The 13,091-nt window shown below is 28.9% G+C and carries 13 protein-coding genes, 1 pseudogene and 1 other annotated feature; of the genes and pseudogenes, 7 read left to right on the top strand and 7 right to left on the bottom strand.

Going from position 1 to position 13,091, the window contains the following annotated elements; translation table 11 throughout:
* Positions 1-16: 16 nt before the first annotated feature.
* Positions 17-1,606: an asparagine synthase B gene (asnB, locus tag A500_RS17780; protein ID WP_016208960.1), complete on the bottom strand. Its 1,590-nt coding sequence runs from the start codon at positions 1,604-1,606 to the stop codon at positions 17-19.
* A 53-nt stretch (positions 1,607-1,659) separates the two neighbouring features.
* Positions 1,660-1,918, bottom strand: a binding site (T-box leader).
* A 198-nt stretch (positions 1,919-2,116) separates the two neighbouring features.
* Between asnB and A500_RS17775 the strand changes: the two genes are divergently transcribed.
* On the top strand, positions 2,117-3,076 hold the full coding sequence (locus A500_RS17775; RefSeq protein ID WP_016208959.1) for a tRNA dihydrouridine synthase: 960 nt from the start codon (positions 2,117-2,119) through the stop codon (positions 3,074-3,076).
* A 152-nt stretch (positions 3,077-3,228) separates the two neighbouring features.
* Here the strand turns inward: A500_RS17775 and spoVAE are convergent, their stop codons facing one another.
* The 5 genes and pseudogenes from spoVAE to A500_RS17750 all read right to left on the bottom strand — a co-directional run bounded on the left by spoVAE (position 3,229) and on the right by A500_RS17750 (position 6,175).
* Positions 3,229-3,582, bottom strand: a complete 354-nt coding sequence (gene spoVAE, locus A500_RS17770; protein ID WP_016208958.1) for a stage V sporulation protein AE — start codon at positions 3,580-3,582, stop codon at positions 3,229-3,231.
* 21 nt (positions 3,583-3,603) lie between these two features.
* Positions 3,604-4,605: a stage V sporulation protein AD gene (spoVAD, locus tag A500_RS17765; protein ID WP_016208957.1), complete on the bottom strand. Its 1,002-nt coding sequence runs from the start codon at positions 4,603-4,605 to the stop codon at positions 3,604-3,606.
* Positions 4,606-5,085: a stage V sporulation protein AC gene (gene spoVAC, locus A500_RS17760; protein WP_016208956.1), complete on the bottom strand. Its 480-nt coding sequence runs from the start codon at positions 5,083-5,085 to the stop codon at positions 4,606-4,608.
* Between the two features lie 12 nt (positions 5,086-5,097).
* Positions 5,098-5,957: pseudogene (locus A500_RS17755) on the bottom strand (DUF421 domain-containing protein).
* An 11-nt stretch (positions 5,958-5,968) separates the two neighbouring features.
* Positions 5,969-6,175 (bottom strand): DUF1657 domain-containing protein, encoded by a 207-nt coding sequence (locus A500_RS17750; RefSeq protein ID WP_016208954.1) that lies wholly within the window; start codon positions 6,173-6,175, stop codon positions 5,969-5,971.
* 230 nt (positions 6,176-6,405) lie between these two features.
* Between A500_RS17750 and A500_RS17745 the strand changes: the two genes are divergently transcribed.
* Positions 6,406-6,609, top strand: coding sequence for a DUF1657 domain-containing protein (locus A500_RS17745; RefSeq protein WP_016208953.1), 204 nt, complete (start codon positions 6,406-6,408; stop codon positions 6,607-6,609).
* Positions 6,610-6,832: 223 nt separating this feature from the next.
* Positions 6,833-7,729 (top strand): Cof-type HAD-IIB family hydrolase, encoded by an 897-nt coding sequence (locus A500_RS17740; protein ID WP_016208952.1) that lies wholly within the window; start codon positions 6,833-6,835, stop codon positions 7,727-7,729.
* A 45-nt stretch (positions 7,730-7,774) separates the two neighbouring features.
* Here the strand turns inward: A500_RS17740 and A500_RS17735 are convergent, their stop codons facing one another.
* Positions 7,775-8,296, bottom strand: coding sequence for an excisionase family DNA-binding protein (locus A500_RS17735; RefSeq protein ID WP_016208951.1), 522 nt, complete (start codon positions 8,294-8,296; stop codon positions 7,775-7,777).
* A gap of 323 nt (positions 8,297-8,619) precedes the next feature.
* Between A500_RS17735 and modA the strand changes: the two genes are divergently transcribed.
* From modA to A500_RS17715, 4 genes are all read left to right on the top strand, one after another.
* Positions 8,620-9,387 carry a molybdate ABC transporter substrate-binding protein gene (gene modA / locus A500_RS17730; RefSeq protein ID WP_016208950.1) on the top strand — a complete coding sequence of 256 codons (768 nt, stop codon included), beginning with the start codon at positions 8,620-8,622 and terminating at the stop codon, positions 9,385-9,387.
* Positions 9,388-9,396: 9 nt separating this feature from the next.
* Entirely contained in the window at positions 9,397-10,068 is a 672-nt protein-coding gene (modB, locus tag A500_RS17725) for a molybdate ABC transporter permease subunit (RefSeq protein WP_016208949.1), read from the top strand.
* 11 nt (positions 10,069-10,079) lie between these two features.
* Positions 10,080-11,135: a sulfate/molybdate ABC transporter ATP-binding protein gene (locus tag A500_RS17720; RefSeq protein ID WP_016208948.1), complete on the top strand. Its 1,056-nt coding sequence runs from the start codon at positions 10,080-10,082 to the stop codon at positions 11,133-11,135.
* A 147-nt stretch (positions 11,136-11,282) separates the two neighbouring features.
* A complete protein-coding gene (locus A500_RS17715; RefSeq protein ID WP_016208947.1) occupies positions 11,283-13,082 on the top strand; it encodes a WG repeat-containing protein in 1,800 nt (599 codons plus the stop codon).
* The last annotated feature ends 9 nt before the right edge of the window (positions 13,083-13,091 follow it).

The raw sequence follows: 13,091 nt of genomic DNA, 5'->3' as shown, positions 1-13,091 counted from the left end.
ACTGTATGAAGTATTATTATAGTCCGCTAGCGCCATAATTTGATAGTACTCTAGCACTAGGATCATTTACTGCACAGCCTTCCCATTCCTTATTTGGCATCCAAAAGTCAACTATCATTTCTGCTTGATTTGGATAATATTTTTCAAATATTTCTCTATATAATAAAGATTCTTTTGTGAATGGTTTAGCATAATATTTATATTGATCACATAGTTTTTCAAATTCTTCATCACTATAAGACTTTTCTGCAAACTCCTTTAAATAATCAACCATGGAATGTCCTACTGCATCACTAAAGGCTGCCTTTTCGCGATATAAAATACTATTAGGAAGATAATCCCCTTCAAAAGAATGTCTTAAAAGATATTTTCCCATGTTATATTTATTTAACTTTTTTTCAGGATCAATAGCCATAACATACTTTACAAAATCTAAATCACCAAAAGGTACTCTTGCCTCCAAAGAATTTGAGCTTATACAACGGTCTGCACGAAGCACATCATACATAAATAATTCTTTAATCCTTTTTTGGGACTCTTTTTGGAATTCTTCTGCATTTGGAGCAAAATCAGTGTATTTATAGCCAAATAATTCATCAGAAATTTCACCTGTTAAAAGAACTCTTACATCAGAAATTTCATGGATTTTCTTGCAAATTAAATACATTCCAATACTAGCTCTTATAGTAGTAATATCATAGGTTCCAAGAAGTTTTATAACTTCATCAAGTGAATTTATAACTTCTTCTTTTGTCATATAAACAACCGTATGATCACTATTAATATAATCAGCAACTTCCTTAGCATACTTTAAATCAATAGCATCTTCAGTCATACCTATAGCAAAGGTTTTTATTTGTTTTTCAGGATACATCTTTTGAGCAATTGAACATACTAAGGAGCTATCTAATCCACCGCTTAATAAAAATCCTACAGGGGCATCAGCATCCATACGCTTTTCTATGGCAGTTACTAATTTATCATGAATATTACTGCAAATAGTGTCTAAGTCATCTGTGTAGTAATCATCTTTTACTTCTGTAATATCACAATAGCAGGTAAATTTATCATCAGCATAATAATATCCTGGTGGAAATGCCATAATCTTATTTGTAAGACCAACTAAGTTTTTTGCTTCACTAGCAAACATGATTTTACCTGTCTCAGAATATCCGTAAAATAAGGGGCGAATTCCAATAGGATCTCTTGCAGCAATAAAACTATCTTTTTCTCCATCATAAATAACAGTTGCATATTCTGCATCTAATTTAGAAAACATATCTAGTCCATATTCATAGTACATTGGAAGAAGTATTTCACAATCACTATTAGAAATAAATTTATGACCTTTAGCTATTAAATCTTCTTTAATTTTACGGAATCCGTAAATTTCACCATTACATATAGAGGCATCTCTTTTTCTTGTAAATGGCTGCATTCCACTAAAACTTAAATCCATAATAGAAAGTCTTTGAAAACCCAAAATACCAGAAGGTAAAGTTAGAATTTCAGTCATATCTGGACCCCTAGACTCAGTTCTTTGTAATGCCTCAGCAAATTTTTCATGTTTCATATCAGTTCCTGTATAACACATAATTGTACACATCTTAATATTCCTCCCCAATAAAAATATAAAATAAAAAAGCCTTTCATCCTATCAACTAGGACGAAAGACTTATACTTCCGCGGTACCACCTAAATTAGCTTATAAAGCTCTCTTTAATCAGTACGGAATTTTCTTGAATAAATTCGATACTGTCCAATCTATAACGGTTTGGCTCCGTCCAAGACTACTCTTAACAAATTTCGTTTGGAAGCTCCGGGATGTTCTTCATTATCAGCTTCGTATCAGTCTCTCACCAGCACTGACTCGCTTTAACTACTTCATAATAACTACTCTTCCCATCAAGGCTTTTATATTAATTATTTGAAACTTAACTTTAAATTTATTTTATTTTACTTTTTATTTTGTAATACGTCAATAGTTTTTTTAAAATTGCAAAACAATTTTTAGTGAAAAGGTAAATTGGGATTCAGAAGTGTATAAATTTAAGTGGATAAGAGAATAGAAGGCTGATATAATGTTTTTTAGAATGTTTATGTGAGGAGTTATTTTATGAAGTATTATTTAGCACCAATGGAAGGAATTACTGGATTTATATATAGAAATTCGTATAAAAAATTTTTTGATAACATAGATAAATATTTTACGCCATTTATTGTTCCAACTAGTAGTAAAAGTTTTAAGACTAAAGAATTAAGAGATATCTTACCTGAAAATAATAAAGGAATAAATATTGTTCCTCAAATACTTACTAATGATTCAGAAGGATTTATTACAACAGCTAGAAAATTGCAGCAATTAGGTTATAGTGAGATTAATTTAAATTTAGGTTGTCCTTCAGGAACTGTTGTTTCTAAAAATAGAGGATCAGGATTTTTAGCTAAAAGGGAAGAACTTGATATATTTTTAGATGAAATATATAAAATATATGATATGAAAATTTCTATAAAAACTAGAATAGGAAAAGATAGTCCTGAGGAATTTTATGAGTTAATAAAAATTTACAATAAATATCCATTAGAAGAATTAATAATTCATCCTAGAACTAGAGAAGATTTTTATGGAAATAAACCTAATTTAGAAGTATTTAAAGATGGATTATTATTAAGTAGCAATCCAGTATGCTATAACGGTGATGTCTTTACATTAGAAGATCATAATAGGTTGTCAAAGGAATTTTCAGAATTAAATACAATAATGATAGGAAGAGGAATATTAGCTAATCCAGGATTAATTGATGAAATAAAAAATAATATTTTTATAAATAAAAAAGTGTTAAAAGAATTTCATGAGGAAATTTTTAATAATTATAGAGAAATATTTAATGATGATAATATTGCACTTTATAGAATGAAAGAGTTATGGGGATATATGATTTACATATTTTCAGACAATAAAAAATATGCTAAGAAGATAAAAAAAGCACAAAGAGTAGATGATTACATTGAGGCTGTTTTAAGTTTATTTAATGAACAAGAAATTGTAAAAGGCGCAGGGATGTTTAGCAATTAAAATATTTTGCTTGCAAAATAGTGGAAAGGGAAAAGGGAAAAAGTTAAGTGAAAAATCCCAGTTGGATTTTTAATGAAACTATTTAGTAAATGGTTATTAATTTTTTCAATAACTCTTTCACTTTTTCACTCTTCAATCTTTAATTTCTCCCCCTATCCTTTAGGTTTAAATATAATTGCACCAAAGAATCCAAATACTATTGCTGCGGAAACCCCACCACTTACTGTTTTTAAAAGTCCAGTAAATATTCCTACAAAGCCTGTTTGTTCAGCTTCGGTTATCGCTGCAGTTACAAGAGCATTTCCAAAACTACTTATAGGCACAAATGCACCAGCACCAGCTAATTTTACTAAAGGATCATACAAACCAAATCCTCCTAAAATTGCGCCAACTACAACTAGTGTACAAGTTGTATGTGCAGGGGTAACTTTTAAAATATCTGTTATAAGCTGACCAATAACACAAATTATCCCACCCACTATAAAGGCAAATATAAATTTCTCCATATTATAAATCACACCTTCTTTTTACATTTCTATAGATACAGCATGAGCAACACAAGGTATACTTTCTTTTTGTTGAAAGGATATAGGGGACATTAGGGCACCAGTTGCAACAATTAGTATCTTTTTTAATTCTCCTTTGCGCATTCGATTAAGCAAATGACCATAAGTTACAGTAGCAGAACAGCCACAACCACTTCCACCAGAAAAGCTTGGTTGCTCTTTTTTATATATTAAAAGTCCACAGTCTGTAAATATATGTTGGGGCATATTTATACCATGTTTTTCAAATAAAGCATTTGCAAGTTCGTGACCAACTTTTCCTAAATCACCAGTTGCAATAAGGTCATAATGTGAAGCATCAATGTTTAAATCTCTAAAATGAGATTCTATAGTATCTACAGCTGCTGGAGCCATAGCAGCACCAACATTATATGGATCTGAAATACCCATATCTATAACTCTGCCTATAGTAGCAGAAGTTATTTTAGGACCATTTCCATTTTGTGCAATTACTGCAGCTCCAGCTCCAGTTACTGTCCATTGAGCACTAGGAGGTCTTTGCACACCATACTCTGTAGGGTATCTAAATTGTTTTTCAGCAGCAGCGTTATGACTACTTGCAGCAGCTAAGACATAATTAGCAGCTTTGCTATCTATTAAACGAGCTGCTAAAGCTAAGCCTTCCATTGAACTAGAGCATGCACCAAACACTCCTAAAAATGGAATTCCTAAGGTTCTAGCAGCAAAGCTGCTAGAGATGATTTGATTCATTAGATCTCCACTAAAAAAGAAATTAATATCTTCTTTTTGTAAATTTGCTTTTTGTATTGCTCTTTCACAAGCATGTTCAAGTAGAGCTTTTTCTGCTTTTTCATAACTATCTTGACCAACCCATAAATCTTCAGTGATTATATCAAAATCATCAGCTAAAGCACCATTTCCTTCAAAAGGTCCACCAACAGCAGCAGAAGCTAATATTGTAGGTTTAGAATTAAAAATCCAAGATTGATGTCCTTTAAGCATTTACATCGCCCCCAACCATAATATTATCATTTTTATTGTAGCCACTATAAAAGCCGAAAAAACTCCATAAACAATAATTGCACCAGCTAACCTAAACATATTTCCAGCTACCCCAAGAACAAATCCTTCACTTTTATGTTCAATTGAAGAAGAAGCTATGGAATTAGCAAATCCAGTAATAGGTACAGCAGAGCCAGCTCCAGCCCATTGACTAAGGTGATCATAAATTCCTAACCCCGTGAATAAGGCTGACAAAAAGATTAAAAGTATATAAGTAGGAGAAGTTGAAGTCTTTTCATCAAAATTGAAATAATTGATAAAAATCCACTGAAATATCTGAGCAATTAAGCATATTGTACCTCCAACCCAAAATGCATTAAAACAATTTTTAAAAATAGGTCTTTTAGGTTCTATGGTATTTACTAAGGCATCATATTGTTGTTGAGCTGGAGTCATTTTTTTCTTTTTCATATTTGACATATCTTTCACCTTCTAACGTAGTAAATGTGGTTCTAATTTTATTAGAATTTGTTCTAGCTTTTTTGCATCATTTAAGTACATTTCTTTTGCGTCTTTATTGTCGGTGTCTAAAGAAAATGACATAAGATCAGCTTGGGTTTTTTGTAGACTTGCATATAGCATTTCCTTAATTTCAGTTTTAGGAACCTGAATCATATCATCGAAAAGATCTACATACAAATCTCCTGAAGAATCAACTTGGCCTAGAAAAACATTTTCAAGACATACGCCTTTAATTTCTAATTGCGTTGTAAGCCACCCATGGTTTAATCCAGCATTAGTAAGTCCTTCATTTAATATATTTCCATCTAGAATAACTGTTTGAGGTTCAGCTTTAGAACCAACTTTTTTCCCTAAATCATGTGAAGTAATAGGTTTTTTATCAGCCTTTAAGCTAACATTTATATCACCGTTTGTTTCCATAATGGCAAATTCAACATCAGCTAAGTTAAAAGCTTTTTTTGAACGCAATTGTTGAAGAAATTCTTGTCCTGTAATTTTTTCTTTTGATAAATTATCTTCCATTATTTTTCCGTTTTTTATTAAAACTCTTTCTTTGCCATGTACTATATTATAAATAGACTTACTCTTCATTGAAGCATAGTCCAATATAATTGGTAATATGGCCCATATGGCTAATGCAATTAGACCAAAATAATTATTATCAATTAAATTTAGAGAAATTAAAGAAATTATAATAGCTATAACACCGTAAGAAATAAAATCAAATGGAGTGGCTCTAGATAAAGTCTTTTTTTTCATATATCTTGTTATAAGTAATGTCAAAAAAATAGAAATATTGAATTAAATAATACTATTAGCCAAGAATTCATATGCCACCTCCTTAGTTACCTTTATATTGTGGTTCTTCAAACTCCATGAATCCTATTCTTTTTTCTAAATCTTTTTTTATATTATTTATTTCTTTAGATGCTTCGGTATAAATATTTCTAGATTCTTCATCACATTCTTGTAATGAATACATTTCTAAAGTAGATTCAGCCCCTTTTAGTGTAGCTAATGTTTGTTTTACTTTGGAAATAGCAGTCATATAAAAGCCTCCTTTATATATAAGATTCCTACTAATCTACTTTAACCAGTAAAATTGCTTTTCATTCATTTCTTAATACAAATATTTGTTCAAAATATAAAAAAGTATTATTAAATATAAATTAGGTTCAAAAGGAATATATTTCATAACAAAAGAAATATAGAAATAGAATATTTAGATTAGTAATGAACAAAATATAGTTGCAATAAAAAATATAAGGAGGGAATATTATGCCAACAGGAACTAAACTAGAAACAGCATTAGCTAGTGCTAAAGGACTAGCCGCTGATATGAAGACATTTTCGCTAGATACAGATAATCAGGAAGCAAAACAGATGTTTAATCAACTTGCAAGTACAATGGAAAGTGTTGAACAATCACTTCAATCAAGACTTGATTTTGTAAAACAGCAAGAGCCACAATATAATAAATAGTAAAAAGTACTCTTATATTTAGTTAAGTTTAGATATAAGAGTATTTTTATATGCAATACTTTTATATCTAAATTTCTAGAATATATGTAAAAGTAGTTAAATAGTTATTATGAAATTTATAAGTAATTTAAGTTATAGATAATAAGCATAAATTTATGTAAAATTACAAATATATGATATTATATAATGGATGGAAATATAATATGAGAATGGAGGAGTTCTGATGATAAGACTTATAGCATCGGATATGGATGGAACCTTATTAAATAATGATCATGATATAGATAAGGAAACAGTAGAAGCAATTAAAAAAGCAAATGAGGCAGGGATAATATTTGCAATATCAACAGGAAGAGAATATGAAAGCGTTAAAGATATATTAGATAGGCATGATATAAAGTCTCAGTGTGTACTTTCAAATGGAGCAGAATATAGAGATGAAAATGGAAATATATTGGATGTAATAAATATAAAAGAAGAAAGTGCTAGAAAAGTAATAAAAATTTTAGAAGAAAATAAATTATCAGGTCGTATATTTACTTCAGAAGGTGTGTTTACTACATCTACAAGAGAAGAAGCTCTTAAAGAAGTGGTATTTAGAACTATGAGCTTTAATCCATCTTTAACAGAAAATGAAGCTAGAGAAATAGCTGAAAATTTAGGGTTTTTTACATCTTTGCAATATGTCAAGGATATACAAGAATTGTTTGAAAAAGGTTTAGAAATTAGAAAGTTTGTAGCTTTCCATAAGGATATAGAACTTATAGATGAAATGAAAAAGGTTATATCAAAAATTGATGGTTTAGCAATATCTTCATCATTTAGAGATAACATAGAAATAACAGATATAAATGCTCAAAAAGGAATTATACTAGAAAAAGTAGCTAATAAAATGGAAATTCCTAAAGAGGAAGTTATGATACTTGGAGATAGCTTTAATGATTATTCAATGTTTGAAATATTTGAAGAAACAGTGGCAATGAAAAATGCTATACCAGAAGTTAAAGCTATAGCAAAATACATAACAGATAGTAATGATAAATTGGGTGTCGCAAAAGCTATATACAATGTACTTAATAATGAAATGCATAAAATGATTAAATCAGAGCAAAATTCTTAATATTAAAATTAATAAAAAGCCACGATGAATTATCGTGGTTTTTTGTTATTTATAAACTTTTACAGACATTGTTTTAAAAATAGCATAAACTTCAATTCCTTTTTCAATACACATATCATCTAGAGATTTTTTAGTTATTAAGGAGACTAAAGGAATACCAATATCTAACATTACTTTTACACTAGCTCCATCAACTATAATATCAGTAACTATACCTTTATGAACATTTCTTGCACTACTTATAAAAGTTCCTTTACTTAGTATAATATCTTCTGAAGGAATAGAAATTAAGACATTTCCATCTAGTTCTGTATTTACTTGTATTTTAACTGATCTTATATTTGCGAAGATTTCTTCATTATCATAAGTTAAGGTTGCTTCATAAGTATTTTCGTAGCCTTTAGATTTTAAAAGATAAATTTCAAATTGTGAATTAGATATACGAAGGTGTTTACCCATACGATGTGCATCTAAATCTCCACGTTTTATCATTTCGTACACAGTATTTTTAGTTATTTTTAATTTCTTTGCAATTTCATCTGGTGTATACAGTATATCATCATTCATTTTATCTATCTTTTCCTCCTTCAGTTTTCATCTATTATAAGTAATAATTTAACATAATAATGTGAATTTAACAATTAATAAATTTGATAATTAGTAATAGAAAAAATTAAAGATTTGAACTTTTTATAAAATGGTAAATAAATCTAAATATGAAAAATATTTGACACTAGCAAATGTTTACATTATAATACAATCATCTAGTTTTATTATGTTTCGTTATGTTTAGTACTGTTTAATTATGTTTTAGAATTAATTAACTAGATTATAAATTTAATAATAGGGGGAAGTAAAATGAAAAAAGAGTAAGTTTAGTTTTAAGTATCTTGCTTTTTATAGTTTCTTTAGTTGGATGTACAAAAAATAAAGCTAATGAATCACAAAATGATTCTAGCCAAAAAGAGACAATAATTACAGTTGCAGCAGCAGCTAGTTTAAAAAATTGTATGGAAGATAAATTGATTCCAATGTTTCAAGAAAAATATCCTAATATTAAAGTACAAGGAACTTATGACAGTTCAGGAAAATTACAATCTCAAATTCAAGAAGGAGCGGATATAGACGTATTTATGTCAGCAGCAATAAAGCAAATGAAAGAATTAAATGAAAAAGGGTTAATTTCTGAAAATTCTATAGTTGAACTTCTTGAAAATAAAGTTGTTCTTATTACACCAAAAGAAAATGATAAAGGCATAAAGACCTTTGAAGATATAGTAAAATCTGATAAAATTGCTATAGGAGATCCAGCTAGTGTACCAGCAGGACAATATGCAAAGGAGTTATTTGAAAATCTTAAGTTATGGGAAGTAGTTTCTTCAAAAGCGAGCTTAGGAACAAATGTTACTGAAGTTTTAACCTGGGTTGCTGAAGGTAGTGCTGATGCTGGAGTTGTATATTCTACTGATGCAGCTTCAAATAATAAGGTTGAAGTTGTAGCAGAAGCAAAGGAAGGAACTGTAGCTAAAGTAATTTATCCAATAGGAATAATAAAATCTACTAAAAATAATGATTCAGCAAAAGCTTTTACAGATTTTTTACAATCTGATGAAGTAATTAAAGTATTTGAAACTTACGGTTTTACATCAAATAAATAGGAGAATAAAATGGATATATCACCAATATTAATTTCTTTAAAAACTGCACTGGTATCAATGGTCTTAACATTTTTGTTAGGACTTTTTGCAGCAAGATTTATTATAAAAATAAGGTCTGAAAAAATAAAAATGATATTAGAAGGCATATTAACATTGCCATTAGTATTACCACCAACAGTAATGGGATTTTTCCTTTTAATTATATTTGGGGTAAATAGGCCAATCGGGAAGTTTTTATTAGAATTTTTAGGTGTAAAAATTGTTTTTTCTTGGAGTGCTACAGTTATAGCTTCAGTCGTAATATCTTTCCCGCTTATGTATAGATCAGCAAGAGGTGCCTTTGAACAAGTTGATAAAAATTTAATAATGGCTGCAAGAACACTTGGTATGTCTGAGAGAAAAATTTTTTGGCGTGTAATGATGCCGCTGGCATTACCGGGCGTTGTTTCAGGAGGGATTTTAGCTTTTGCAAGAGGGCTTGGAGAGTTTGGAGCTACAGCTATGATTGCCGGGAACATAGCCAATAAGACAAGAACTTTACCTCTAGCAATTTATGCAGAAGTTGCAGCAGGAAATATGGATTCTGCATTAATTTATGTTTTAATAGTTACTTTAATATCGTTTATTATTGTTGTTCTAACCAATTATTTTGCTTCACGAGAAAGAGAAAATTTAAGATAAGGAAGAGTACAATGAGTTTATTTGTAGATATAAAGAAAAAGTTAAAGGGATTTTCTCTTGATGTTTCTTTTGAAACCAATGGAGAATATTTAGGGATACTTGGATCATCTGGTAGTGGAAAAAGTATGACTTTAAAATGTATTGCAGGAATTGAAACTCCAGATGAAGGTCGTATAGTCCTTAATGGAAAAGTATTATTTGATTCGTATAGAAAAATTAACTTAAAACCTCAGGATAGACATATTGGTTACTTATTTCAGAACTATGCTTTATTTCCCAATATGACAGTAGAAGAAAATATAGGAATAGGGCTATTGACTTCAAAAATTGAGAAAGAAAGAAGAGTAAGTGAAATTATAAAAAAATTTCATCTACAGGGGTTAGAGAAGAAATATCCTAATCAGCTTTCAGGTGGACAACAACAAAGAGTTGCTATGGCAAGGTGTATAATATACAAGCCAGATATACTAATGCTTGATGAACCATTTTCTGCCTTAGATTCACATCTGAAAGAAAAGCTTCAAAGTGAAGTTTTGGAATTTTTAAAACTTTATGATGGAGAGGTATTAATGGTAACTCACAGTAGAGATGAAGTTTATAAATTTTGTAACAATATTGTTATTATAGATAAAGGAAATTCAATTTTACTAGGAAATACTAAAGAAGTATTTAGAGATCCAAAACTAATGGAAGCAGCAATGCTTACAGGATGTAAGAATATTTCAAGATGCAAGGTAATTTCTTCAAATAAAGTTTATGCAATTGATTGGGATATTACATTAGAAATAGAAAAAGAAATACCTAAAGAAATTAATTATATTGGCATTAGAGCTCATAGCTTTGAAATTGTTAATACTAATTTTAAAACAGAAAAAAATATTTTAGATTGTCAAATAGATAAAATAGTAGAAAATGTATTTGAATATAGCATACTTTTAAAAAATAAAAATAAAGAAAACAAAAATACAATTTTATATAAAATTAAAAAAGAAGAATGGGATAATAGAAAAGATAAAGAAGAATTATATTTGAAGATACCAGAATCATCAATATTATTTTTAAAATAGAAATTTATTTTAATTTTTAAGTTTTTATTCTTAATTGCCTACTTTAGAATAATTCTATGTTTTTATAAATATTATTAATAATTTAGCCACATTGAGACTATGTTCTTCATATAATAAAAATTAATAGTATTAATAGGGAGAAGTAGGGTGAGTTCTAGAAAAAAGAATAAAAGAAAAGAATTAAAAAGACAGGTAGAAATGATTAATGAAAAGTTATATCCTGCTTTAGAAAATACAGCCAAAGGTAGGCTTTATGGATATATGAATTCTAGAGGAGATTTTTTGATCCAACCAATATATACAAATGCGTATGATTTTAATAATAAAGGATTAGCAGTAGTTCAATATGGAGAAAAGTTTGGAATCATAAATAAAAGAGGTGAGTATGTAGTAAAACCAATTTATGATAATATAAATGACTTTAAAGAAAATAGAGCAATTTTTTCTCTTAACAATAATATGGGAGTTTTTAATGAGAAAGGAAATATAATAAATAATAAAGATTATGATTATATAAGCGATTATAACGAAAAAAGAGCCATTATAGGATCTCAAACTGTTGATGAAGGTTATAGATATGGCTATCTTTATTTTGATGGAACTGAAGAAATACAACCTATATATTTAGATGTGGGTAAATTTAAAAATAGTATAGCTTTGATAAAAGTAAGGAATGGAGAATATAGATTAATTAATCTATATGAGCAAGTTATAAACACTTATAATTATAATTATGTATCACAATATGGTGAAGGCCTTATGGTGTTTGGAAACTCTCAAGATGGTCCGCTAGGATATATAGATATTGGTGGACAAGTGGTAATTCCACCAAAGTTTAAACAGGCAGAAGCTTTCAAAGACGGGGTAGCCGTAGTTAGTGAGGCAGATAGCTTTGGAGGACCATATGGAGTTATTAATAAAAAAGGAGAATATATATATCAACCTATATTTAATGATATTAAGAACATAGGAGAAGATAGACTTGCATTAGGTATGGGTATAGGAGAAGGGGATATAAAACTTAGAAATATATATGCAATAGGTGATACAAGTGGAAAAGTGTTAACAGATTTTATATATAGATATGTAGGTGAATATAAAGATGGACTAGCATATGCATCTGATGAAACAAATACATTTTTTATAGATAATTCAGGTAATAAAGTAACGGATCTTCCATCAGTTAGCGGAAGTGGAGAATTATCAGTAAAGAATGGATTAATATATGCTAATATAGATAATTCACCTTATTATTTAGATAAGTCAGGAAACGTAGTGCATAAACCAAGTGATATTATAAAACTTGATGATAAGTATAGTATATTAATTCAAAAGTATAAGCCAAATATTAATTATTTAATATACTATCCTAAGGTACAGGGATTAGACGATGAAAACGTAGAAGCTGAAATAAATAATAGATTAAGACGATTTTCGTATTTTATTCCTGAGGATGAGAAAGGAAACCAAAAGAATACTCCTATTACAGAAGATGATATATTAGATTATGACTATTATGGAGATTTTAGTATAAAATATTTTGAAAAAAATTTATTAGGTTTAGAAATTGAGGGATATTATTATCCTGTAAAAGCAGCACATGGAATGCCAATAAAGAAAACTCCAATTATTGATTTAAAAACAGGTAAATTTTACACCTTAAGTGATTTATTTATGGGGGGAGTAAACTGGGTTGGAGAACTAAATAATATTATTAAAGATAGGATAGATAATGATAAACAATATGATTATGTTTTTAAAGAGCAATTCAAAGGTATAAATCCAGATCAAGGCTTTTATATTGATGATAATAATTTGTATATATATTTTCAGCCATATGAAATCGGCCCATATTCAGCAGGATTTATAACATTTAAAATACCTTTTTCTGAAATTCAAGGTATGATAAATAAAAATGGAGATTTTTATAAAGCACTAAGAAGTTGAAAAAAGACA

It is taken from the genome of Clostridium sartagoforme AAU1 (genome assembly GCF_000401215.1).
GTDB classification, from domain to species: domain Bacteria; phylum Bacillota; class Clostridia; order Clostridiales; family Clostridiaceae; genus Clostridium; species Clostridium sartagoforme.
The sequence above is the reverse complement of the archived record's forward strand: the minus strand, read 5'-3'. Positions and strand labels throughout refer to the sequence as shown.

What these genes read in the sequence shown, in the direction of transcription:
- asnB (WP_016208960.1), bottom strand. Translation starts at nt 1,606, where the DNA reads ATGTGTACAATTATGTGTTATACAGGAACTGATATGAAACATGAAAAA.
- A500_RS17775 (WP_016208959.1), top strand. Translation starts at nt 2,117, where the DNA reads ATGAAGTATTATTTAGCACCAATGGAAGGAATTACTGGATTTATATAT.
- spoVAE (WP_016208958.1), bottom strand. Translation starts at nt 3,582, where the DNA reads ATGGAGAAATTTATATTTGCCTTTATAGTGGGTGGGATAATTTGTGTT.
- spoVAD (WP_016208957.1), bottom strand. Translation starts at nt 4,605, where the DNA reads ATGCTTAAAGGACATCAATCTTGGATTTTTAATTCTAAACCTACAATA.
- spoVAC (WP_016208956.1), bottom strand. Translation starts at nt 5,085, where the DNA reads ATGTCAAATATGAAAAAGAAAAAAATGACTCCAGCTCAACAACAATAT.
- A500_RS17750 (WP_016208954.1), bottom strand. Translation starts at nt 6,175, where the DNA reads ATGACTGCTATTTCCAAAGTAAAACAAACATTAGCTACACTAAAAGGG.
- A500_RS17745 (WP_016208953.1), top strand. Translation starts at nt 6,406, where the DNA reads ATGCCAACAGGAACTAAACTAGAAACAGCATTAGCTAGTGCTAAAGGA.
- A500_RS17740 (WP_016208952.1), top strand. Translation starts at nt 6,833, where the DNA reads ATGATAAGACTTATAGCATCGGATATGGATGGAACCTTATTAAATAAT.
- A500_RS17735 (WP_016208951.1), bottom strand. Translation starts at nt 8,296, where the DNA reads ATGAATGATGATATACTGTATACACCAGATGAAATTGCAAAGAAATTA.
- modB (WP_016208949.1), top strand. Translation starts at nt 9,397, where the DNA reads ATGGATATATCACCAATATTAATTTCTTTAAAAACTGCACTGGTATCA.
- A500_RS17720 (WP_016208948.1), top strand. Translation starts at nt 10,080, where the DNA reads ATGAGTTTATTTGTAGATATAAAGAAAAAGTTAAAGGGATTTTCTCTT.